The sequence below is a fragment of the Clostridium luticellarii genome, from assembly GCF_002995845.1.
In the GTDB taxonomy this organism is placed as follows: domain Bacteria; phylum Bacillota; class Clostridia; order Clostridiales; family Clostridiaceae; genus Clostridium_B; species Clostridium_B luticellarii.
This window is the reverse complement of sequence record NZ_PVXP01000022.1, coordinates 23,424-47,189: the sequence shown is the minus strand read 5'-3', so window position 1 is coordinate 47,189 and position 23,766 is coordinate 23,424. Positions and strand designations below refer to the sequence as shown.

Genomic DNA, 23,766 nt, shown 5'->3' with positions numbered 1-23,766 from the left:
GTATTATACAAGTATTTTTAAATGTTATTTAAAGCCGTCACAAATATGGAACCCAAAATATTTTAATAGTTGTAATTATTTTTTCACTATTTCAAATCACACTATGTGTACGTTTGTATTTAGTGTTTTTAAATAATTTAAAAGTATACCAAAATAGTATAATTTGGAGGTTTTATTATGTCAAACAGCAAAATTTGTGAATCAGCAGACAAGGTTCTTCAGAATTTTATAAACTCTTTAGATGATGTGGAAACTTCTCACCACAGAATGGACAGCCAGAAAATCAAATGTAATTTTGGGCAGCTGGGAATATGCTGTAAATTATGTGCCAATGGTCCCTGTAGAATAACCCCTAAAGCTCCAAAGGGGGTATGTGGTGCCAATGCAGACACCATAGTGGCAAGAAACTTTCTAAGAGCTGTAGCTGCAGGCAGCGGCTGCTACATTCATGTGCTCGAAAATACGGCAAGAAACTTAAAATCCCTTGGAAAAACCGGTGGAGAGATAAAGGGGATTCATGCACTTGACAGATTATCGCATAACAGAATCAGATCCTCATAAAAAAGCCATATTGGTAGCTGATCTGGTACTAAAAGATCTGTACAAACCCAAATTTGAAAAAATGGAAATTGTAAATGAGCTGGGCTATACCCCCAGACTGGATAATTGGCAAAAATTAAATATAATGCCGGGAGGTGCCAAGTCGGAAGTTTTTGATGGCATAGTAAAAACTTCCACAAATCTGAACAGTGATCCTGTGGATATGCTCTTGACCTGTTTGAAGCTTGGAATATCCACTGGAATTTACGGACTCACTCTTACCAATTTATTAAATGACATAATTTTAGGCGAACCTGCCATAAGGCCTGCAAAGGTTGGTTTTAAAGTCATAGATACGGATTATATAAATTTAATGATAACAGGTCATCAGCAGTCCATAATCTCCCATCTTGAAGAAGAACTAACAAAGCCTGAAGTTGTAAAAAAGGCACAGGCAGTGGGTGCAAAAGGCTTCAAATTGGTAGGCTGTACCTGCGTAGGACAGGATTTGCAGCTGAGGGGCAAATACTACACTGATGTTTTTTCAGGACATGCCGGGAATAATTTCACAAGTGAAGCACTTATAGCTACAGGAGGCATAGACGCCATAATATCAGAATTCAACTGTACCCTTCCAGGTATAGAACCCATAGCTGACAAGTTTCTCGTTAAGATGATATGTCTGGATGATGTGAGCAAAAAACCCAATGCTGAATATGTGGAGTACTCCTTTGAGGACAAAGATAAGATAAGCAGCCATATTATAGATACGGCACTTGAAAGCTACAGGGAAAGAAGACCTAAAATTAAAATGAACATCCCAAGAAATCACGGTTTTGATGATGTTATAACCGGCTTAAGTGAAACTTCGCTTAGAGAATTTTTAGGCGGCAGCTGGAAACCTCTGGTGGATTTGATTGCTGCAGGTAAAATAAAAGGTGTGGCTGGTATAGTAGGCTGCTCAAATCTAACTGCCAAAGGCCATGACGTATTTACAGTGGAGCTTGCAAAGGAGCTCATAAAGAGAAACATAATTGTCCTGTCTGCAGGCTGTTCCAGCGGCGGCCTTGAAAATGTAGGTCTAATGTCCCCTAAAGCTGCAGAACTTGCAGGAGACAGCTTAAAAGAAGTATGTACAAGTCTCGGAATACCGCCTGTACTAAATTTTGGTCCCTGCCTCGCCATAGGAAGACTTGAAATTGTAGCCAAAGAACTGGCAGAATACCTGAATATAGATATTCCCCAGCTGCCGCTTGTACTTTCAGCACCTCAATGGCTGGAAGAGCAGGCTCTTGCAGACGGAAGCTTCGGACTTGCACTTGGGCTTCCGCTTCACCTGGCCATCTCTCCATTTATAGGCGGAAGCAAAGTCGTCACAAAAGTCCTCACCGAAGATATGACAAATCTCACAGGCGGCAAGCTCATAATAGAGGATGACGTGGTAAAAGCTGCGGATAAATTAGAAGGAATTATACTTGAAAGAAGAAAAAAAATAGGGGTCTGACCCCCTGACAAATTTTGTAAGGGGGTCAGACCCCCTTACATATTATATCTCCCATTTCCTCTGTTCCAACAACTTTAGTACCTTCAGAAGCAATGTCCAAAGTTCTGTAGCCCTCTTTGAGAACTTGAGACACCGCATTTTTTATATTCTCCGCAGCAGCTGTCATGTTAAAGCTGTATTTGAGCATCATTGCAGCGCTCATGATTGTGCCAATTGGATTTGCCTTGTCCTGTCCGGCAATATCAGGTGCAGAACCGTGCACCGGTTCATAGAGGCCAAAAGAATCACCTCTGACACTGGCAGAAGGAAGCATTCCAAGAGAACCGGTAAGCATGGAAGCCTCATCGCTCAGTATATCTCCAAACATGTTTTCAGTAAGAATCACATCAAATTGTCTGGGATCTCTTATGAGCTGCATTGCAGCATTGTCTACATACATATAGTTGATCTCAACATCCTCATATTCAGTGGAAATTTTCTCTACAACCTCTCTCCACAGCTTTGAGCTTTCAAGTACATTGGCCTTGTCTACCAATGTAATTTTCTTATTTCTTTTCCTGGCTATTTCAAAGGACTTTCTGGCGATTCTATCTATTTCAAAGCTTGTATAAGCTATGGTATCCCAAGCTTTTTTGCCTCCTTCTATATCTATCCTGTTTTTATCTCCAAAGTAGGCTCCTCCTATCAGTTCCCTGACTATCATTATGTCCAGCCCATTTCCCAGAACCTCAGACTTCAAATTGGACGATCCTGCAAGCTCCGGAAACAATATGGCAGGTCTGAGGTTTGCAAATACCCCCAATGCCTTCCTTATGCCAAGGAGTCCGGCTTCCGGTCTTAAATTTCCGGGAAGCTTATCCCATTTAGGTCCTCCAACTGCACCCAAAAGTACTGCATCACTTTCTTTACAAATTTCCACAGTTTCTTCAGGCAGCGGAACCCCTTTTTCATCTATTGCACTTCCCCCTAGAAGTACATCTTTATGTTCAAAATCAAAATTATATTTATGAGCAACAGTCCTCAATACCTTTTTCCCCTGTTCGATTATTTCACTGCCAATTCCATCTCCTGCTATAATAGCTATCTTCACTTGTTTTTCACCTCTTCCTTCAAATAATTTATAAGCCCCTGGGATTTTATAATTTTCTGCATAAATTCAGGAAATGGAGCAACATTGTATTTTTTGTCTTTACTAATATTGATTATTACACCTGAAGTTATATCAACGGATACTTCATCATTTTCTTCTATCTCCATAGACGCAGCCTTACATTCAATTATGGGAAGGCCAATGTTTATGGAATTTCTAAAAAATATCCTCGCAAAGGTCTCCGCTATCACACATTTGATCCCCGATGTCTTGATGGCTATAGGTGCATGTTCTCTTGAAGATCCGCATCCAAAGTTTTTCCCTGCCACAAGTATGGAATTGTTCCTAACCTTTAAAGGAAATTTTTTATCCAGATCCTCCATGCAGTGTGAGGCGAGTTCATTTTCATCACTGGTATTCAAGTATCTAGCCGGTATTATAACATCTGTATCCACATTGTCTCCATATTTAATCACTTTTCCCTCTATCATTTTACCACCTCCTCCGGGGATGCAATTCTGCCCATTACTGCAGAAGCTGCAGCTACTGCCGGACTTGCAAGATAAACTTCGCTTTTTACATGTCCCATTCTTCCCACGAAATTTCTGTTTGTAGTGGATACCGCCCTCTCACCTTCTGCAAGTATACCCATGTGCCCTCCAAGACAGGGCCCGCAGGTAGGAGTACTAACTATGGCACCTGCTTCTATAAATATCTCTATGAGTCCCTCTCTTAGAGCCTCCAGGTATATATGCTGGGTGGCAGGAAAAATGATGGTTCTTACATTTCTATCTACTTTCCTGCCTTTTAAAACACCAGCTGCAGCTCTCAAATCACTTATTCTTCCATTGGTACAGGAACCTATTACCACCTGATCTATTTCTATATTCCCGACTTCATCAATGGTTCTGGTATTTTCAGGAATATGCGGAAATGCCACTGTAGGACGGATTTCAGATAAATCTATGTGTATGATTTTTTCATACTCCGCATCTTCATCTGCTTTGTACACACTGTACTTTCTTTTTGAATGTTTTTCTATATAATCCACAGTCTTTTCATCTACAGAGAAAATTCCATTTTTAGCTCCTGCCTCTATTGCCATATTGGATATGGTAAAACGATCATCCATGGAAAGTTCACCTACGCTCCTGCCTGCAAATTCCATGGATTTATAAAGGGCTCCGTCCACTCCTATCATTCCTATGATGTGTAAAATAACATCCTTTCCGCTTACCCATTCGGGCAGTTTTCCATCAAGTACAAATTTTATTGCCGGAGGCACCTTAAACCAGGCTTCCCCGGTAGCCATTCCTGCAGCCATATCTGTACTTCCAACTCCCGTGGAAAAAGCTCCAAGGGCACCATAGGTACATGTATGTGAATCAGCACCTATTATTACATCTCCACATACTGCCAGACCTTTTTCGGGAATAAGTGCATGCTCAATTCCCATCTGCCCTATCTCAAAATAATTTTTCACCTCCATCTTTCTGGCAAACTCTCTTACAAATTTGCACTGCTGTGCAGACTTTATATCTTTATTTGGTGTAAAATGATCCGGCACAATGGCCACCTTATTCCTGTCAAAGATTTCTTTGGCTCCAACTTTATTGAATTCCTTTATTGCCACAGGGGTGGTTATGTCATTTCCAAGCACCAAATCCAATCTGGCTTTTATCAATTGCCCAGCTTTTACAGCACTTTCTCCTGCATGGCGGGCCAATATCTTCTGTGTCATTGTCATACCCATTTATATCAACTCCTATTAAAATTTTAAATCAAGTGATTTCCAGTCCTTCTAGAGCCGCTGACAGATCAATAAACTGAAGCTCTCTTCGCAGAATTTTCATAGTGAATTTTATTCATGGCATTTACAAAAGCTTTTGCGCTGGCTTCCACTATATCAGTGCTGAGACCTTTTGCCGAGAAAATTTTATCATCCTTCTCCACTTTTACAGTGGCTTCTCCCAGTGCGTCCTTGCCATATCCCACCGACTTTATAAAATAATCATTCAACTTGACTTTAATTCCAGCAGCTTTTTCAATTGCCTTAAAGGTGGCATCTACCGGACCGTCTCCACAGGAAGCTTCGCTTACACTCTTGCCTTCAAACTCCAGCCTGACAGTAGATGTGGACACAGTAGTGTTTCCTGTAGAAACCTGATAGTATTTCAAGTTAAATTCTTCAGGTACCTGAAATATTTCATTTTTTACAAGACTCTCTATATCCTCATCGGAAACATCCTTTTTCTTATCGGCCAGATCCTTAAACTGCTCGAAAATTTCATTTATCTTTTCATCATTCAAGTTGCTGTATCCAAGCTCCTCAAGGCGCTTGACAAAAGCATGTCTACCCGAATGCTTTCCAAGTACTATGGAACTCTTTTTTAATCCAACAGACTCAGGAGTCATGATTTCATAAGTTTCCCTGCAATTTAAAACTCCATGCTGATGTATACCGGATTCATGTGCAAATGCATTGGTACCTACTACAGCCTTGTTTCCCTGAACCTGCATTCCTGTTACATGGCTTACCAGCTTGCTGGTTCTTGTCAATTCTTCTGTTACAATGTCCGTATGACAGTTAAAAAGATCGGACCTCGTTTTGATTGCCATTACTATTTCCTCAAGCGCCGCATTTCCCGCTCTCTCTCCCAGGCCGTTTACAGCACATTCAACCTGCCTTGCACCATTTTCCACCGCCGCCAGAGAGTTGGCCACGGCCATCCCCAGATCATCGTGACAATGGACACTTATGACGGCTTTGTCTATATTGGGTACATTGTCCTTGACAGCTTTTATGAATGCGCCATACTGGCTTGGAGTGGAATATCCTACGGTGTCCGGTATATTCACTACATCCGCACCGGCATCTATGGCAGCTTCCAGTACTCTGTACAAAAATTCCGGTCTGGTCCTCGTGGCATCTTCTGGAGAAAACTCTATACTGGGGCAAAGGCTTTTGGCATATGACACCATATCTGTTGTTTTTTTTAAAACTTCCTCCGGTTCCATTTTAAGCTTATATTTCATGTGAAGATCAGAGGTTGCTATAAAGACATGAATCCTCGGTTTTTCAGCGTTCTTGATTGCATTCCAGGCAGATTGTATATCATTTTTCAAAGCTCTTGCAAGTGCCACTATATGTGGTCCATGTATTTGTTCCGCCACAGCCCTGACTGCTTCAAAATCTCCATTGGAAGCTGCTGGAAAACCAGCCTCTATAACATCTACATTCAATTTTTCAAGTTGTCTTGCAATACTCAATTTATCTTTCATATTCAGGCTTACCTTTGGTGTCTGCTCTCCATCCCTAAGCGTAGTGTCAAAAACATATATTTTATCTGTCATAACAATTATCCTCCATTTCTATTTTCATAATTCATCAAATCACTCCACTATTTTCACTGCATAAGTTTAACTGGCCAGTTAAAAACTTTTTTGAAAAGTAAAAATATTCTTTCTTTTAAAATTGGACAAATAAAAAACAGCCTTCCTTATGGGGCGAGAAGTCTGTTTCGCGGTACCACCCAATTTTGTACTCAATTATTTAACGGTTTTTGCCGATAAAGCCTACTATATATTTCAGCCTACAGCTCCAGGACGAGTTCAACAGATACTATTTACAGGCTTTCAGCATTTTCCTGCTCTCTTTAAAATAGAAATCATATCTACTATTTCCCATCACAGCTTGTTTATATTCATTTTTAAAAGTTAATATAAAAAACAGATTTCCCATGGGGCGAGAAATCTGTTCGCGGTACCACCCAATTTTGCACTCAATTCATTAACGGCATCTGCCGGCACAGCCTACTATTATTTCAGCCTGCAACTCCAGGGCGAGTTCAACATGTAATATTTACGGGCTTTCACCTGCTCCCGCTCTCTTAAAAATATATCACATCTACTGTTCCCTATCTAAGTTTTTCTATCATAATTTATGTTAGTAAGTATAATATAAGTTGTTCATAATGTCAATAGCTATTTTAAAATTTATTTACCCATGCGTTTGCCCTGTGATTCATTATCCTCGAAAGCAGCTTGGACTATAAAGTCATATTTGCATATCTATTTTTACATAGAAGTGAGGTTGGCAAGAGGAATTACATTTATAACAGGTACTTCATAGGGATGCACTTTTCTTATAGCATTTACAGCTTCTTTTACAATATTGTTCCTGCAGCAAAATTCAACTTTACATTCTGTCTCCCTGCTCACTTCTCCCACATTTCCCAAAAATGGATCTGCTCCCTTTAAAGGACGCCAGTAGCCTGTAACCTTTGAAACAGACATGCAATTATCATAACTTCCTCCAATGGTGAGAGCTCCAATTGAGTTCAGGCTTTCCCTCAGAGCTTCAACATACCCTTCCGGTATAAATGTCTCTATTTTAAATACTTCACAGTCCAATTTTCAAATCCCCCTCAATAATCTTAAAAAAGCTCAATCCAGACTAACCGTCTATTAATTTGTAGAGCACCTGGGTACCGCAGCTGCCCTTTCCCTGTTTTTCCAGTTCATCATAAAGAGACTTTGCAAGTTTCAGCGCCGGGGTATCCAGATTCATATTTTCAGCTTCACTTAAGGCTATGTTCATGTCTTTTATAAAATGTTTTACATAGAATCCAGGTTCAAAATCTCCTTTTATCATCCTTGGGGCCAGATTACTTAAGGACCAGCTTCCAGCCGCACCTGTTTCTATGCTTTCAAGAACCCTTTCAGGATCCAGACCGGACTTCCTGGCATATGCCATGGTTTCGCATACTCCCATCATATTCCCCGCTATAGCTATCTGGTTGCACATTTTGGTATGCTGTCCTGCACCTGCTGCTCCCTGCCATACTATATTTTTCCCCATAAGCCTGAAAACCGGAAGAACTCTCTTAAATATTTTCTCATCTCCGCCAACCATAATTGAAAGCACGCCATTTCTGGCCCCTATATCTCCTCCTGAAACAGGGGCATCCAGAGAATACACGCCTTTCTTCTTGGCTTCCTCATATATCTTCTTTGCAAGAGATGGCCTGGAGGTGGTCATATCCACTACTATGCCGTCCCTTTTTATATTCTTAATTATTCCATTTTCTCCAAAATAAATCTCCTCTACGTCATCGGGATATCCCACCATTGAGATGATAATGTCCGATTCTCTGGCAACACCTGCTGGATCATCTCTCCATTCTGCCCCCTGTGCAACCAGGTTATCCCCCTTTGACTTTGTTCTGTTATAAACAACTAAGTCATAACCGCCTTTTAAAATATTGGATGCCATACTGTTTCCCATTACTCCCAATCCAATAAATCCTATAATTGGTTTACCATCTTTCATATAACAACCCACCTCTGTTTAATTTTATTTTAAAAAAGATTCGAGAAAAATTGTTTAACTGCATTTATTATCTTCTGGAAAAAATTCTGTGTTTCCGCGCTGGACAAACTTCCCTTTAGTTGATCCGCCACACTGCTCAGCTGTCCTTTTATATCACCAAAATTCAGATTCAATCCATTTATTTTTGTCATAAGCGCAGTTATTTTATCAATATCACCTGTACTCAAATTTAAATTATAATTATTGGTCACATTTTCAACTATCTGTCTCACTTCTTCATCTGTCTTGGGCTTATCTTTCACTACCTGGGTTTTAATATCATTTATAAGGCCTGCGGCTTTGTCTTTTCCTATTTTATCCCCAAGATTTCCTGTGGTCATCAACTCGTCATTTGCAGCTTGCTTTTTAGCTTCATCAATTTTATTTCCGCTGCTGCTATTTTCAAATCCCTTCAAAATTCCAGTAAGTGCTGCAGTTCCCGACACATTAAAAGGAGCCGACACTTTTACATTGGCATTTTTTATTCCTGCTGTTATAAGTGCATTTTTTATCATACTGCTGCTCACCCAGTATATGTTGTTGGTGCTCACATTGAGGCCTCCGCTTGAAGTTGGTTCTACGTAAGAACTGGATATGGATTTAGTACCTATCTGCTCACTGGTAGCAACATTCCCCAGGTATTTTCTCTCTTCATCTATATTCACTTCTATAATATTTGCGTCCTGTCTGGTAACTCCAAAGTATTTAAGCATATCCTCTTTCTGTTCACCTGTGAGATCCCCACCTAAAGTTACAACTTTATAGGCATCTGCATAGACTCTTACACTTCCAAAAGATGCAGTCAATGTTAGAACCATAAGTGCAATTACAAATTTACTGAAAATTGTTTTAATCTTCATGATTCAAAACTCCTTTTTTTAAAAAGTACATATCATTAAATATAATATACTATATTTATTAATAAAAGAAGTGTAAAATTATAAACAAAGTATAAAATTTACATGTAAAAATAGAACTGCTCTGGAAAAACAGCAGTTCTATCTACCTGTCAGATTTCTGCAGCAGCAGAGGAAAGCATTTTTACAACTTTAACAATCTCCATCTTTTTTCTAATCAATTTTATAAAATTATGTTTCGACCGGTTGTAATTTTCAAAAGTTTTTAATGCCTGCTCTCTGTCATTATATACTTTCCAATATCCGCAGCATACACATTTTTTATCATTCCCATACATAAAATCTTTTACATCTGGAAGAGGTATTCCCAGGAAAATTCCCATCTCATGGGGACAGCAGCTGCTTCTGTACCTTTCTTTCAGCAAATTTAAACTGTCTAACAAGGACATATCGCTGGAATATCCGAATTTATTTAGAAAATCCATATTATCCTTACAAAATAACACTCTGGATAAAAATACTTCATTGTAAAATAAAAGTATCAATGAGCTGTCAGTACTAAAAATTTTAAAGGCCTTTAAATTTATGCCGCTCATATATTCTTCTCCATATTTGCACCACAGATCATACATGCTTTTATATTTATTAGAAATATTGATTATGGAAGCAGGCTTATATCCTGATATGGTAGGAGATATGCTGTAAGTTATAAGTGTCATCATGTACTTTTTTTCATCATCTTCTTCAAAGATAAAACCTGTAAAATTGTTCTCATTCATCTAACACTTGCCTTCCAAAATTTTTGCAGTCTTCTTCCTTTTCTCCTTCCGGTGCTTCATTTACAATCAATCCCTCGTTCAATACATCTGCACCGTAGTCTTCCATTCTTTTAACCCAATTTCTCATCCACTCTCCATATCCCCAGCCATAAGATCCAAACAATCCTATCCTCTTGCCGGATACAAAGGATGATATGGATTCAACGAAAGGATCCATTTCCTCCTCCTCAATTACTTCAACTCCCATGGCAGGAGATCCAAGCAAAACCACATCTGCATTTTTCACATCATCGGCAGATGCCTCAGAAACATTCAATACATTTACTTCTGCTCCTTTTTCCTTTACACCTTCTGCTATCAAATTTGCCATGGATTCTGTATTACCCGTTCCGCTCCAATAAATAATATTTACTTTGCTCATTTTGGTCACCTCATATAAATAATAATGATAATCATTTTCAATTATATGATATGATTATTTCTTGTAATTGTCAAGGGTCAGACCCCTTGACATTTTTTGTCATGAGATCTGGTTTTCAAAAATACTGTTGCATTGAGGATATTCCGTCCTGTTCCATATATGATTCCTGGCAATTTGAGCATCCGTTATGTTGAAATAGGCATGGGAAAGTAAATGAGAACCATCATTCATAACAGGATCATCCCAGGTAGAGTCAAGTTGATAATATTTACCCTGTATCTTCACTATATTCCAGGCATGATCTATCCATCCATTGCCATCATTTGCTTTTCCTATAACCATTTTACACTCTATGCCGGCTGCTGTAAGAAGTCTGTTCATTGCATCTGCATAACCCTGACAGACACCGGTACCCTTCATTAAAATGCCATAGGCAGTATAGGAATCATCCGGGATATCTACGCTCTGATCGTAATCGGCATTATTTACTACATAATCATGAAGTGCAAGTTCCTTCTCATAATCTTTCATGCCGGGATCTGTAACCTTGTCCACTATTTCTGAAACTTTATTCTGTAATTCACTTTCCTTCTTCATCAAATTCTGCTTGGTATCGCTGTATTTAAAATCAATACTCATCTTTACAGAACTGCTGCCCTCCAGATTGGCTTCTGCACTTAAATACCAATCACGCAAATTGGGATTGTCATTGAGTACATCATCTATGACTTTTAAATCATAAGTATTTTTATCATAATTCACTATGTTCAAGACCAATTTGCTTCTATAATTCGACAACGCTTCTTTTAATGCATCATAATACTGTGTATAATTTTGTATTGAAATCCCATCCTGAGAAGTATTCTCATCCACTGTAAAATTGTATTTTACTCCCTGACCCAATTGTTTTCCTTCAGTGGATTTTAGGGTGTCCTCTATCACAAGAACATAATTTTTTCCCGGCACATACGGACTTTTAGGTGAAATCCTTATGGAATTAGGCTGCAGACCTGCCACATTAATTTGTACAAGCTGATTATTGTCCTGTTCATATACCTTGATAGAATTTTCAGCTGAATTTATATCAACATTTTTATTAAAGTTAACAGTCCATGTTTTACCTTTATCTACACTGAAAAGGGAACTATTGTCCCAAATTTCATAATTTTCAGCTGCATAGCACCTGTTTCCAGCAAATAATATCAGCATCACAGAAAATACCAATAAAATTTTATATAATTTTTTAAACATAATATCTCTCCATAAAATCATTATTTTTTTATTTCATACACCAGATAATAGGTTTCATCCATACCAAGGGATTTATAGGTACGTTTTGCTCTTTCGTTGTTTTTCTCCACATAGAGTCTCAAACTGTATACATTATCCTCTGAATCCGCAGCAGATTTTACATATCCAAATAATTTTTTATATATACCCTGTCCTCTGTAGTCCTTATTCACATAAACACTCTGTATCCACCAATAATTTGCATTTCTCCAGTCACTCCATTCCCTGGTCAGCATCATCTGTCCCACTACCATGTCATCTTTTTCATAGACAAAGTATACTCCGTTTTTATCATCCGATAGGGCTTTTTCCACACCTTTCTTTAAAATATCCTTGTCCAATTCTAAATTTTCCGTTTCCTTTGCCAAATTGTAGTTGTATTCTACAATTGTGTCCAGATCTCTCAATTTTCCTTTTCTTATCACAGAATCATCTCCAATCCCATTAAGTACCAACAATATAAGTATATATTTCTTTTTGAGATTATTCAAATAACAGATTCTTTATTTATCCAGATGCTGGCATTGTTAATACTCCCAGCTTCTTAAGTCAGGAGATAATTACTGTTATTATCTAAAATCAGGAGTCACCTGATTCAGAAACCTTTTTAACTGAATTCCAATATTTTTTGATGCTATCTTCATATCTGTTGTTTTGGGCAATATAGTATTTTTTTCCTCTCAACTCCCTGGGCATATATTCCTGACTTACATAATTATTGCGATAGTCATGTGGATATTTATATCCCTTTACCCCCAATCTGCCGGCTCCGCCATAGTGAGAATCCTTCAGATGATCCGGCACATCACCTACATTGGTGTGCGTAAGATCCTCCATGGCTGAATTTATGGCAGCATATGCACTATTCGATTTGGGAAGGGTAGCCAGATATATTACAATCTCAGAAAGTATTATTCTAGCTTCAGGAAATCCCACCTTCAAAGCCAGCTCCAGCCCTGAATTCACCACTGAAAGAGCATTAGGATAAGCCAGTCCTATATCCTCTGCAGCAATTACCGATAGTCTTCGAGTTATTGCCAGCATATTACCTGCCTTTATAAGTCTTGCAAGATAATGAACGGATGCATCCGGGTCACTCCCCCTGATACTTTTCTGAAGTGCACTTAAAATATTATAGAATTCATCACCACTGGAATCAGCTCTCATATGCGACTGTTCCAATTTTTCTACATATTCCGCCGATATCTCCTTATTCTGCTCCATCTGGGAATTAACTGCCAATTCCAGTATATTGTAGGCCTTTCTATAATCACCCTGAGAACTTTCAGCTATATATTTCAGGGCATCCCGAGAATATTTGATTTTTATACCTTCCTCCGTCAATTTTCCCAATGCCCTTTCCAATCCCACAATTATCTCATCAACGGTCAGCGGCAAAAACCTAAACACATTACATCTGCTCAAAATAGCTTTGTGTATGGCAAAGTAGGGATTTTCAGTTGTACTTGCTATCAGCGTCACTTTCCCGTTTTCAATAAATTCCAGCAGGGCCTGCTGCTGTTTTTTGTTGAAATACTGCAGTTCATCTATGTAAATGACAACACCCTTATAATTGAGTAAATTATCCAGGCTGGAAGTAATATTCTGTATATCTTTCAATGATGCAGTGGTGGCATTGAGTTTATAGAACTTTTTATCCATATAATTTGCCATGATATTGGCCAATGTGGTCTTACCAGTGCCCGGCGGTCCATATAATATACAATTTGGTATCATTTTTTTGACTATGAGATTGTATAGGGGTTTTCCCCTGCCAAGTATTTGACTTTGACCCACAAAGTCATCCAGTGAAAGCGGCCTCATCAATTCTGCCATCGGCTTCATAATTTCACCTCCTACGATATTAAAACATATAATGATTTTTATTATATACCTATAGAGGCAGAATTCAATAACATGTAGATTTCCCACATAAAAATGGTGGAAAGTTTTTAAAATACTTTCCACCACACTGCCTCAATCACAATAATTATTCAATACTTTAACTCAATGCTCCCATTTTTTTACGGATGTTTTTATAAGTTTCCCTCAGCTGTTCCTCGGCTTTATCCTGATCTTCTATTAGCTCCACCTTCACTGCACAGTATTTGTACTCAGGAGTTTTCGATATAGGATCCAGGTTATCCACGGTAAGTTCATTACATGCTCCTATCCACCACTGATAAGTCATATAAGTAGAACCCCTCAGTGCCCTGTCTGTAACGTAGGCCCTGCTCATCACCGAACCTCTTCTGGAAGATACTCTGACCAGCTGTCCGTCTTTTATATTGAGTTTTTTGGCATCTTCAGGATTTATCCATATTTTGCCTGGTTCGTCCTCAAGCTGTTGAAGGGCACGGCAATTTCCCGTCATAGTTCTCACCGAGTAATGTCCTATTTCCCTTACAGTACATAAACTTAGCGGATACTCACTGTCAGGTGATTCCTGTGTAGGTCTCCATTCTGAAGCAAACAAAATACCCTTTTTGCTTGGAGTACTGAATTCATTATTTTCGTACAGATACGGAGTACCTGGATGATCCTCAGTAGGACAGGGCCATACAACACCATTTAAGCTCTCCATTTTCTCATAAGTTGCACCTGCAAATTTAGGAGAAAGTCCTCTCATCTCATCCCATATTTCCTTTGTATTGTTATAATGCATTTCATATCCCATAGCTGAAGCCAGATCACAGATTATCTGCCAGTCAGGCTTAATGTCTCCAACCGGTTCAACTGCCTTGTTGAACTTTTGAAGTCCCCTGTCTGCAGAACTGTACACTCCCTCATGCTCACCCCAGGAGGTGGCTGGCAGTATCACATCTGCATATAAGGTTGTCTTGTTCATGAATATATCCTGAACTACTACAAACTCCAATTCCTTTAAAGCTTTTTTCATTTCATTGGAATTAGGATCGCTTTGAACTGAATCCTCTCCCATTATATAATATGCCTTCAATTTATGCTCCTTAAGCACCAATTCAGGCACTTCAGTTAAGTGATATCCTATTTTGTCCGGAAGTTTTTCAACTCCCCAGGCTTTTTCAAACTTCTTCCTTATATTTTCATCAGTTACACTCTGGTATCCGGGGAAAACATTGGGAAGTGCACCCATGTCACAGGCACCCTGCACATTGTTCTGTCCTCTGACAGGTCCTATGCCCACACTGGGCCTTCCATAATTTCCTGTAAGAAGAGCAAGTGAAGCCAGTCCCTTTACTACATCCACAGCCTGGCCAAACTGACATACTCCCATACCATAGAGTATCATAGGATTTTTAGCAGCTGCATACATTTCCATGGCTTTTCTTATCTTCTGCGCAGGTACTTTCGATATTTTTTCAACATATTCAGGCGTATATTTTTTCAATATTTTATTGTACTCCTGAAAGCCTTCAGTATACTTTTCAACATAATCTTTGTCATATAGCCCCTGGTTTATGAGAACATTTGCAAAACCATTTACAAGTGCCATATTGGTACCGCCCTTCAGCGGAAGCCATAGATCTGAAATTCTGACACTTTCCGTTATTCTCGGATCGACAACTACCAGCTTCGCACCTTTCTCCCTTGCTTTTATTATCCTCCTGGCAACTATAGGATGAGATTCCGCCGGGTTATACCCAAAAATAAAAATCAAATCCGCATTGTCAATTTCAGGAATGCTGTTGGACATAGCTCCGTTGCCAAGCACCTTGGCAAGCCCTGCTACAGAGGGACCATGACAGACTCTGGCACAATTATCCACATTGTTTGTTCCCACAACGGCTCTCATGAATTTCTGCATAATATAATTTGCCTCATTGCCCGGCCCCCTGGAACAGCCTGTCCCCATTATAGCATCAGGGCCATATTTATCTTTTATTTCCGTAAGCCTGCCAGATGTATATTTTATAGCTTCATCCCAGCTGACTTCTCTAAGTTCTCCATCTTTTCTTATCATAGGTTTTCTTATTCTAGAAGTCAGTATTTTAGGATCATTTAGAAAATCCCATCCATAATAACCTTTAAGACATAAACTTCCTTCATTAGTCCTACCCTGTGCAGGCTCAGCTCTTTTTATCTTTCCATTTTCGACAACTAAATACAGTCTGCATCCAGCTCCACAGTAAGGACACACAGTTAAAATTTTATTTTCCATAATAATTACCCCATTAAACTATATTTTGAATATTCCCAATTATAATAATACAACTAATAGACACTTATTTCAAAATATATAAAAAATATTTATACTACACCCATGGTTAAATTTGATAATATTATACGATGATCACAAATATGGTAAACGATTTGACAGCAATTTTCACAAAAGTTATACTGAATTTAAGCATTTAATAACAGGGAGGATATCAATGAAAAACACTGTATTTTTAAATTCCAGGAAGATAAATTTTGATGACAGAATTGATTTTTCCATCTTGAATGAATTCACTAAAGTTACATTATATGATGGAAGTACTGAAGATGAAATTCTTGAAAGAGTAAAAAATCAAAATATCGTAGTGACCAAGGAACTTCCTCTAAGCAGAGATTTAATAGACAGATTCCCGCCTTCTGTAGAACTTATCTGCGAAGCCGGTACAGGATACAACAATATAGATATAGAAGCTGCAGGGAAAAAAGATATCACGGTATGCAATGTACCCGGATACAGCACAAATGCAGTAGCCCAGCTCACAATCACTTTCATGCTGAATTTATGCTCCTCTCTGGCACTGCAGCAGGTAATGCTGACTCAAAGGGATTTCAGTAATTTTACCAGGGATCTGCAGGTACCTCATTTTGAAATAAAAGGTAAAACCCTGGGGGTAATTGGTGCAGGTGCCATAGGACAGCGTGTAATAAAAACAGCTTTGGAGCTTGGTATGAAGGTACTGGTATACAACAGAAGCATTAAACCAATTGACAACGTGAAATTTGTTGCTCTCCATGAACTTTTACGCAAAAGCGATTTTGTAACAATTCACTGTCCACTTACTAAAGATACAAAATATCTTATAGACAAGGATAAATTGAAACTTATGAAACCAACTTCATTCATTATAAATACTGCCAGAGGCTCCATAATAAACGAAACGGATTTGATAAAAGCACTGCAGAATAAAACCATTGCAGGTGCAGCTTTAGACGTACAGGAACAGGAGCCCTTTGATGTAAAAAATCCCCTCTTTTCCATGAAAAATGTCATATTGACTCCCCATATAGGATGTAAATGTGTTGAAACGAGACAGAGACTCGTAGAACTCCTGGGAAATAATATCAAAGCTTTCATAGAGAAGAATCCAATAAATACGGTGAACAGCTAGCTGTTCACCGTATTTTATTTTTTATTATAGACAAAACCAGAATAAATAATAATTTACAGGTTGATTTTTAAAGTATACGGTTCTATAATTTAAAAAGTATTTATAGCTTGACACTTTATATTGCCTAGGGGGTATTATGATGATAATAGAAATTACACTGCTGTGTATCGCGGCATTTTTAGCCGCATTTGTGGATTCCATAGCAGGAGGTGGAGGATTGATAAGCCTCCCGGCTTTTTTGATGACAGGTATTTCTCCCCATATGGCACTGGGTACAAATAAATTTTCGTCAACCTGCGCTTCTTTTACCAGCTCCATAAAATTTGCACAATCCGGCAAGGTCGACTCCAAAATATTAAAATTTCTAGTTCCCTTTACTTTGGCAGGAGCCGTAATAGGTACCCACACAATGTTAAATATCAACACTGAATACTTAAATACCATAGTTGTAGTACTTTTACTGCTGGTAAGCACCTACAGCATATTTTCTAAAAATATAGGCATGGAAAACAAATTCAAGGCATTAAAGAAAAAGTCCGTATTTTGGGGTATTTTACTGGCATTTTCCCTGGGATTTTACGATGGCTTTTTTGGGCCGGGCACAGGCTCATTTCTAATATTCGGACTCATATACATTTTTAATTTCGATTTTGTGCGTGCCGGCGGAAATTCAAAGATTCTAAATTTCACCAGCAACATAACATCCCTGTCAATATTTTTAATAAACGGACAAATCGACTACAGACTTGGCATACCTGCAGCCATTTCCATGATAATAGGATCCAGACTAGGCGCCAGCACAGCCATTTTAAAAGGTTCCAAACTCATAAAGCCGATATTTATAACCATATCCCTGTGCCTTGCTGTGAAAATATTCTATGGTATTATCAAGTAAATTGGATTGTGTATTTTCCATATTTCTATAGGTCCGGCTGAATAAGCTGTTTATAGTACATATCATAGTAAACACCTCTTTTATCTATGAGCTCCTTATGATTTCCCAATTCCACTATTTTCCCGTCACATATTACCATTATAATATCAGAATACCTAATAGTACTCAGTCTGTGTGCAATAATAAAACTGGTTCTGTTTTTCACAAGCTTGCGCATAGCTTTCTGTATCCCAATTTCCGTTCTGGTATCTATATTGCTGGTGGCTTCATCCAGAATAAGTATGGAAGGATCTGAAAGCACGGCCCTTGCTATGGATATTATCTGCCTTTCACCCTGACTTAAATTGCTTCCCCCTTCCTGAAGCACAGTATTATATCCTTTAGGAAGTCTTTCGATGAATTTATCCGCACCAACTGACTCTGCAACCCTCTTTACCTGAGAGTAATCTGCATCCAGCCTTCCATACCTGATATTCTCAAATATAGTGCCTGTAAAAAGATAAGTATCCTGAAGAACTATGCCGAAACATTTTCTAAGACTGTCCCTGGTATATTTCCTTATATCCACTCCGTCAAGGAAAATTTTCCCGCAGGATACATCATAAAATCTATTGAGCAGATTTACAATAGTGGTCTTGCCTGCTCCTGTAGGACCCACCAAAGCCACACTGGTACCAGATTTCACTTCAAAATTTATATTTTTTAATATTTCCACATCCCGTCTGTATCCAAAACATACATTTTCAAAAACAATATGGCCTCTGGCGTTTTGAATCACTTTTGCCCCGGGACAATCCTTCAATTCCTCCTTTTCATCCAGTATGTCAAACACCCTTTCTGCACCTGCCACTGCAGATTGAAGAGTATTGAATATACTGGCTATACTGTTTAGAGGCCTGGTAAATTGTCTGGAATAACTTAAAAAGCTGGCTATAATTCCCACGGTTATAATATTCTTTACGGCCAGGATGCCTCCTACCCATGCAACCGCAGCAAATCCTATATTGTTTATCACATTCATAATGGGCATTAAAAAGCCTGACAATATCTGAGCTTTCAAGCCCACCCTGCATAGACTGTCATTGATCTCAGCAAATTCATCTATAATTTTTTGCTGCCGGTTAAAGGCCTTCACTACCTGAATACCGGATATACTCTCCTCAATATTCCCATTCAGCTTTCCAAGCTGTGTCTGCTGCTCTTTAAACAAATCGCTGGTATTCTTTGCTATGGCTTTAGTAAGTAAAAATACCAGCGGCACTGTAATAAGGCTTACAAAAGTCAGAACAGGACTCAGAACAAGCATCATCACAAAGGAACCCAGCACAGTTACTACCGCCGACATAAGCTGGGTAGTGGACTGGGATATGGTGGAGCTCACATTTTCTATATCATTGGTGAGTCTGCTCATTATTTCACCATGGGTATTTTTATCAAAAAAAGATATGGGGATCTTCTGAAGCTTGCTGAATAAGTTTTTTCTAAGTTCCACTATTATCCTCTGTGCCGCCCCAGCCATAAGCCATCCTTGAAAAAAAGTCAGCAGCCCATCCAATACATACGTAAACAGAAGCAGCAGAATCGTTGTAAAAAGCAGGTGAAAATCCACCATGGATTTCAACCCGGACATGGCATCAATGGATTTTCCTATAAAATAAGGTCCCAGGAGTGATATCAAGGAATCCAATATTACAAACACAAAAATTAAAAGTAAAAGCTTTCTCTCACCGCCAAAATACTTCCACAGCCTGAGCAGGGTCTTTTTAAAATTTTTTGGCTTTTCAACCGGCCTGATGCTTCCTCTCCCCTTTCCTCCTCTCCTGGGTCCCAATGGCATCCTCACATTATTTTTATATTTAAATTTTTTCTCCATGTATCACTCTTTCTCCCTTCCAACCTGGGATAAAAAAATATCTTTATACACCTGACAGTTTTTTATAAGCTCATCATGTCTGCCCATACCCGCCAGTTTTCCATTATCCATAACAACTATTTTATCTGCAGATATTACAGAAGCTATTTTTTGTGCAATTATTATGCAGGTCAGTTTATCAGAATAATTTTTCAATTTTTTTCTGATTTCAACTTCCGTAGACGCATCTACAGCACTGGTACAATCATCCAGTATAAGTACTGAAGGCTTCCTCACAATTGCCCTTGCTATGGAAACTCTCTGTTTCTGACCTCCGGAAAAATTTACTCCCCCCTGGCCGATCCTTGTATCATACTTTTCAGGAAATTTTGAAATAAACTCATCTGCCTGTGCAATCCCTGCAGCCTCTTTTACCTCCTGCAGAGAAGCATTCTCCTTTCCCCATCTTATATTCTCCAGTACACTTCCTGTAAACAATATAGTTTTCTGGGGCACCAGAGCTATTTTATCCCTCAATGCCTTTTCATCTATATTCTTTATATCAACACCGTCAATTCTTATAATACCAGAGGTTGTGTCATAAAATCTGGGAATCAGATTCACCAGAGTACTCTTACCCGAACCTGTCGCCCCTACAATTCCAATCGTCTCTCCCGGCATACAGACAAAACTTACATTTTCAACAGCTTTATGCCCATCTCCATAGGAAAAACTCACATTTTCAAATTCTATTTTTCCATTTACCTTAAAATCTGAAAGTAATCCATTGGAGCTGCCCTCGTTTTCATCTTCAAATATTTCAAAAATTCTTCCTGCAGAGGCCCTGAATCTTACAAATGTATTAAAAACCGCAGATATGATCATAATGGAAAACAGTATCTGGGTCATGTAATTTGTAAATGCAATTATCTGACCCACCTGCATAGTCCCGCTGTTGACGTATAATCCTCCAATCCAGAGCACGAACACTATTCCAATATTTATAACCAGATTTATACCTGGAGAAAATATGGACATAAACCTCATTGATTTTATAGACAATCTGCCCAGATCTTCGTTGAAGTTTTTAAATCTTTCATTTTCATAATCGGATCTGTTAAATGCCTTTACAACCCTTACTCCTGAAAGATATTCCCTCATCACGGAGTTCACCTTGTCCAAAGCACACTGAACCTTTATAAAATAAGGATACCCCATCTTCATATTCAAAAATATAAGCAGGGCTACAAGTGATATGACTGCAAATATTATTATTGAAAGCCTGAGATTCAGCCTGGCGGCCATAATAATGCTTCCCAGACATATGATAGGCGCTTTTACAGCTATTCTCATAAGGCTGTTCACAAAATTCTGAACCTGTGTAACATCATTTGTAAGACGCGTTATAAGTGAGCTCCTCTCAAATTTATCAATACTCTGGAAAGAAAAATTCTGAACCTTTTTAAACAGATCCTGCCTCAAATCCGCACTGAAATTTTGAGATACCATCCCTGACAATATGTTCCGTCCTGAAGCACCCACAGCTCCCAATGCTGTAATTCCAAGCATCAACAGTCCATTTTTCACTATATAGTCCATATTCTTATCTGCCACACCTACATCCACTATTTTGGACATTATGGTAGGCTGCATCAAATCACACAGTGCCTCTACAGTAAGGCACAATATGGCCAGGAAAAACCCTTTCCAGTATTTATCCACATATTTTTTCATGAATTTCAATTATATGCACTCCTAAAAATTTATTACATTAAAATGTACTGACAATTATTATAAATCATCAATTATGTTATATAATATTACTATATCATATAACACTGGTATAATAGCTATATAAAGCTTAATTTACAGGAGTGATTACCATGAACAAATATTTAAACAGAATCCAGTATTATTTCAAAAACAGCTATGGCATGGATAAGCTTTCGCTCCACCTCTATGCGGCTGGATTTGTATTCTGCCTGTTCAGACGCAGTGCCACATTTGGTTTCGTATGCATAGTATATTCCACCTGGAGATGTCTTTCAAGAAACAAATACAGGAGAAATAGAGAACGTGAAGCCTATGAAAACTTTATTTCTCCCCTGGTCAGGTGGATAAATAAATATAAAATTCAAGTTGGCAATAACAGATACTATAAAATATTCAAATGTCCCAACTGTTCCCAAAAAATGAGGGTTCCGAGACACAAGGGCAGAGTAACCATAACCTGTAGAAATTGCGGAACTATCTTCAAGGGAAAGTCATAAATCCATGGGTTTAAATTATTCTCAAAATAAAATACAAGAGTAGGTGCTGCAATTGGGCGAAAGAAAGACGTTTATTTCAATTTTAAAATTCATAGCTTTTATATTCTGGCTAATATTTCAATTTATAGCCATAGCACTTATATTCAACATATTCAATATATTTTTTATCTATTATTTTATATTCTTTGAATTTATAAGTGCTGTTTCTGTAATACACTTGAATTATAAAGATAAAAATACATCCTATAAAATAAGCTGGATAGCATTAATACTGCTGATTCCGGTGGTGGGAGTGATTATCTACATTTTGTCCAGAATCGGCATAAAGCGCAATTTCAACAAAATGAACAAAATGGAGCTGGATGAAAAAATATTCCCCGAAGAAAATGAATCCATGCTGTCTATGCTGAAAAGTGAAAACAAAACCCGCTACAATCAAACAAGGTTAATTAAGAACATAAGTGGATATGGAGTTTATTTCAACACAAAAATAAATTATTTTTCCTCAGGGGAGAGTATGTACAAAAGCCTATTAAAAGAATTAAAAAAAGCAGATAAATTTATATTTCTCGAATACTTTATAATTTCCAGGGGGAAAATGTGGGATGAAATTTTCGAAGTACTGAAGGAGAAGGCACAAAGCGGTGTAGAAGTCAGAATTCTGGTGGATTATATAGGATCCATGTTCGCTCTTCCAAAGGATTTTGAAGAATCTTTGAAAAAGAACAATATAAAATACAAGATATTCAATCCTATAAAAATACTATTGAATGTGATGCTGAATTACAGGGACCACAGAAAAATTGCAGTAATCGACGGAAAAATTGCCTTTACCGGAGGAATGAACATAGGAGATGAATACATAAACTCCTACAGAAAATACGGCTACTGGAAAGACATGGGGGTATGTCTGGAAGGAAATGCAGTTTACAGCTTTACGTCCATGTTTTTGAGAATGTGGCAGTCAATAACAAAAAAGAGAGAGAATTTTAGAAAATACAAGTTTGAGAGTGAATTCAATGAATATACGGGTATTGTGGTACCCTATAACAGCAGTCCAGAGGAAAGCAATGATGTGGCACAGGATGTGTACCTGAGCATTATAGATAGTGCTAAAGATTACATCTATATTACAACGCCCTACCTGGTGATAGGCTATGAAATGATACTTGCACTTTCCCTGGCTGCAAAAAGAGGGGTTGACGTCAGAATACTGACCCCTTCCATACCTGACAAAAAGACAATACAGATCCTCACCAGATCCCATTATGACAAACTGCTGGATTCAGGAGTAAAAATATATGAGTATACACCTGGATTCATTCATGGAAAGACATTTGTCTCCGATGGGGAATGTGCCGTGGTGGGAACTATAAATATGGACTACAGAAGCCTGTACCTGCATTTTGAATGCGCGGTATATATGTATGATGTTCCCATAATAAAGGACATTTACAATGATTTTATAAGCACCATAAAAGTATCTAAAAAAATAGAAAAAAAAACATGGGAAAAAAGATGCTTTTTAAAAAGAGTTCTGGAATCCATTCTAAGGATGTTTGCTCCACTGGCATAGAAAATTTCCCCG

19 protein-coding genes, 1 pseudogene and 2 other annotated features are annotated in these 23,766 nt (G+C 38.2%); of the genes and pseudogenes, 5 read left to right on the top strand and 15 right to left on the bottom strand.

The window, feature by feature from the left end:
- Nucleotides 1-177 precede the first annotated feature (177 nt).
- Nucleotides 178-2,044: pseudogene (cooS, locus tag CLLU_RS09200) on the top strand (anaerobic carbon-monoxide dehydrogenase catalytic subunit).
- Nucleotides 2,045-2,069: 25 nt separating this feature from the next.
- Here cooS and leuB read toward each other — a convergent pair.
- The 13 genes from leuB to fdhF form a co-directional block, all read right to left on the bottom strand.
- The gene (leuB, locus tag CLLU_RS09195) at nt 2,070-3,134 is read right to left on the bottom strand and encodes a 3-isopropylmalate dehydrogenase (RefSeq protein WP_106009449.1); all 1,065 of its coding nucleotides are present in this window, start codon (nt 3,132-3,134) and stop codon (nt 2,070-2,072) included.
- Entirely contained in the window at nt 3,131-3,625 is a 495-nt protein-coding gene (leuD, locus tag CLLU_RS09190; RefSeq protein ID WP_106009448.1) for a 3-isopropylmalate dehydratase small subunit, read from the bottom strand. Before leuD ends, leuB begins: the two co-directional genes overlap by 4 nt.
- Nucleotides 3,622-4,887, bottom strand: coding sequence for a 3-isopropylmalate dehydratase large subunit (leuC, locus tag CLLU_RS09185; protein ID WP_106009447.1), 1,266 nt, complete (start codon nt 4,885-4,887; stop codon nt 3,622-3,624). The genes leuD and leuC overlap by 4 nt, the downstream gene beginning before the upstream one ends.
- A gap of 65 nt (nt 4,888-4,952) precedes the next feature.
- On the bottom strand, nt 4,953-6,488 hold the full coding sequence (locus CLLU_RS09180; RefSeq protein ID WP_106009446.1) for a 2-isopropylmalate synthase: 1,536 nt from the start codon (nt 6,486-6,488) through the stop codon (nt 4,953-4,955).
- Nucleotides 6,489-6,634: 146 nt separating this feature from the next.
- Nucleotides 6,635-6,834, bottom strand: a binding site (T-box leader).
- 38 nt (nt 6,835-6,872) lie between these two features.
- Nucleotides 6,873-7,067, bottom strand: a binding site (T-box leader).
- A 144-nt stretch (nt 7,068-7,211) separates the two neighbouring features.
- A complete protein-coding gene (cutA, locus tag CLLU_RS09175) occupies nt 7,212-7,547 on the bottom strand; it encodes a divalent cation tolerance protein CutA (protein WP_106009445.1) in 336 nt (111 codons plus the stop codon).
- Between the two features lie 43 nt (nt 7,548-7,590).
- Nucleotides 7,591-8,466 carry an NAD(P)-dependent oxidoreductase gene (locus CLLU_RS09170; RefSeq protein WP_106009444.1) on the bottom strand — a complete coding sequence of 292 codons (876 nt, stop codon included), beginning with the start codon at nt 8,464-8,466 and terminating at the stop codon, nt 7,591-7,593.
- A gap of 29 nt (nt 8,467-8,495) precedes the next feature.
- Complete coding sequence (locus tag CLLU_RS09165; RefSeq protein WP_106009443.1) at nt 8,496-9,365, bottom strand: DUF1002 domain-containing protein; 870 nt, start codon at nt 9,363-9,365, stop codon at nt 8,496-8,498.
- Between the two features lie 149 nt (nt 9,366-9,514).
- The gene (locus CLLU_RS09160; RefSeq protein ID WP_106009442.1) at nt 9,515-10,141 is read right to left on the bottom strand and encodes a DUF3793 family protein; all 627 of its coding nucleotides are present in this window, start codon (nt 10,139-10,141) and stop codon (nt 9,515-9,517) included.
- Nucleotides 10,134-10,562 (bottom strand): flavodoxin, encoded by a 429-nt coding sequence (locus tag CLLU_RS09155; protein ID WP_106009441.1) that lies wholly within the window; start codon nt 10,560-10,562, stop codon nt 10,134-10,136. The genes CLLU_RS09160 and CLLU_RS09155 overlap by 8 nt, the downstream gene beginning before the upstream one ends.
- Before the next feature lie 99 nt (nt 10,563-10,661).
- Nucleotides 10,662-11,813: a transglutaminase domain-containing protein gene (locus CLLU_RS09150; protein WP_106009440.1), complete on the bottom strand. Its 1,152-nt coding sequence runs from the start codon at nt 11,811-11,813 to the stop codon at nt 10,662-10,664.
- Nucleotides 11,814-11,833: 20 nt separating this feature from the next.
- The gene (locus tag CLLU_RS09145; protein ID WP_106009454.1) at nt 11,834-12,277 is read right to left on the bottom strand and encodes a GNAT family N-acetyltransferase; all 444 of its coding nucleotides are present in this window, start codon (nt 12,275-12,277) and stop codon (nt 11,834-11,836) included.
- Between the two features lie 154 nt (nt 12,278-12,431).
- Entirely contained in the window at nt 12,432-13,697 is a 1,266-nt protein-coding gene (locus CLLU_RS09140) for a replication-associated recombination protein A (RefSeq protein WP_106009439.1), read from the bottom strand.
- A gap of 157 nt (nt 13,698-13,854) precedes the next feature.
- The gene (fdhF, locus tag CLLU_RS09135; RefSeq protein ID WP_106009438.1) at nt 13,855-15,993 is read right to left on the bottom strand and encodes a formate dehydrogenase subunit alpha; all 2,139 of its coding nucleotides are present in this window, start codon (nt 15,991-15,993) and stop codon (nt 13,855-13,857) included.
- 214 nt (nt 15,994-16,207) lie between these two features.
- Here fdhF and CLLU_RS09130 point away from each other — a divergent pair, with 214 nt between their 5' ends.
- The gene (locus CLLU_RS09130; protein ID WP_106009437.1) at nt 16,208-17,161 is read left to right on the top strand and encodes an NAD(P)-dependent oxidoreductase; all 954 of its coding nucleotides are present in this window, start codon (nt 16,208-16,210) and stop codon (nt 17,159-17,161) included.
- A gap of 142 nt (nt 17,162-17,303) precedes the next feature.
- Nucleotides 17,304-18,056, top strand: coding sequence for a sulfite exporter TauE/SafE family protein (locus CLLU_RS09125; RefSeq protein WP_207655978.1), 753 nt, complete (start codon nt 17,304-17,306; stop codon nt 18,054-18,056).
- A 25-nt stretch (nt 18,057-18,081) separates the two neighbouring features.
- Here the strand turns inward: CLLU_RS09125 and CLLU_RS09120 are convergent, their stop codons facing one another.
- Both CLLU_RS09120 and CLLU_RS09115 read right to left on the bottom strand, forming a co-directional pair.
- The gene (locus tag CLLU_RS09120) at nt 18,082-19,929 is read right to left on the bottom strand and encodes an ABC transporter ATP-binding protein (protein WP_106009435.1); all 1,848 of its coding nucleotides are present in this window, start codon (nt 19,927-19,929) and stop codon (nt 18,082-18,084) included.
- 3 nt (nt 19,930-19,932) lie between these two features.
- Complete coding sequence (locus CLLU_RS09115) at nt 19,933-21,642, bottom strand: ABC transporter ATP-binding protein (RefSeq protein ID WP_242977532.1); 1,710 nt, start codon at nt 21,640-21,642, stop codon at nt 19,933-19,935.
- Nucleotides 21,643-21,791: 149 nt separating this feature from the next.
- Here CLLU_RS09115 and CLLU_RS09110 point away from each other — a divergent pair, with 149 nt between their 5' ends.
- Nucleotides 21,792-22,178: a hypothetical protein gene (locus tag CLLU_RS09110; protein WP_207655977.1), complete on the top strand. Its 387-nt coding sequence runs from the start codon at nt 21,792-21,794 to the stop codon at nt 22,176-22,178.
- 52 nt (nt 22,179-22,230) lie between these two features.
- Complete coding sequence (cls, locus tag CLLU_RS09105) at nt 22,231-23,754, top strand: cardiolipin synthase (RefSeq protein WP_106009433.1); 1,524 nt, start codon at nt 22,231-22,233, stop codon at nt 23,752-23,754.
- The last annotated feature ends 12 nt before the right edge of the window (nt 23,755-23,766 follow it).

Bases quoted from the DNA above. Each gene is read 5' to 3' on its own strand.
- leuD (WP_106009448.1), bottom strand. From the start codon at position 3,625: ATGATAGAGGGAAAAGTGATTAAATATGGAGACAATGTGGATACAGAT.
- leuC (WP_106009447.1), bottom strand. From the start codon at position 4,887: ATGGGTATGACAATGACACAGAAGATATTGGCCCGCCATGCAGGAGAA.
- CLLU_RS09180 (WP_106009446.1), bottom strand. From the start codon at position 6,488: ATGACAGATAAAATATATGTTTTTGACACTACGCTTAGGGATGGAGAG.
- CLLU_RS09170 (WP_106009444.1), bottom strand. From the start codon at position 8,466: ATGAAAGATGGTAAACCAATTATAGGATTTATTGGATTGGGAGTAATG.
- CLLU_RS09165 (WP_106009443.1), bottom strand. From the start codon at position 9,365: ATGAAGATTAAAACAATTTTCAGTAAATTTGTAATTGCACTTATGGTT.
- CLLU_RS09160 (WP_106009442.1), bottom strand. From the start codon at position 10,141: ATGAATGAGAACAATTTTACAGGTTTTATCTTTGAAGAAGATGATGAA.
- CLLU_RS09155 (WP_106009441.1), bottom strand. From the start codon at position 10,562: ATGAGCAAAGTAAATATTATTTATTGGAGCGGAACGGGTAATACAGAA.
- CLLU_RS09150 (WP_106009440.1), bottom strand. From the start codon at position 11,813: ATGTTTAAAAAATTATATAAAATTTTATTGGTATTTTCTGTGATGCTG.
- CLLU_RS09140 (WP_106009439.1), bottom strand. From the start codon at position 13,697: ATGAAGCCGATGGCAGAATTGATGAGGCCGCTTTCACTGGATGACTTT.
- fdhF (WP_106009438.1), bottom strand. From the start codon at position 15,993: ATGGAAAATAAAATTTTAACTGTGTGTCCTTACTGTGGAGCTGGATGC.
- CLLU_RS09130 (WP_106009437.1), top strand. From the start codon at position 16,208: ATGAAAAACACTGTATTTTTAAATTCCAGGAAGATAAATTTTGATGAC.
- CLLU_RS09120 (WP_106009435.1), bottom strand. From the start codon at position 19,929: ATGGAGAAAAAATTTAAATATAAAAATAATGTGAGGATGCCATTGGGA.
- CLLU_RS09115 (WP_242977532.1), bottom strand. From the start codon at position 21,642: ATGAAAAAATATGTGGATAAATACTGGAAAGGGTTTTTCCTGGCCATA.
- CLLU_RS09110 (WP_207655977.1), top strand. From the start codon at position 21,792: ATGAACAAATATTTAAACAGAATCCAGTATTATTTCAAAAACAGCTAT.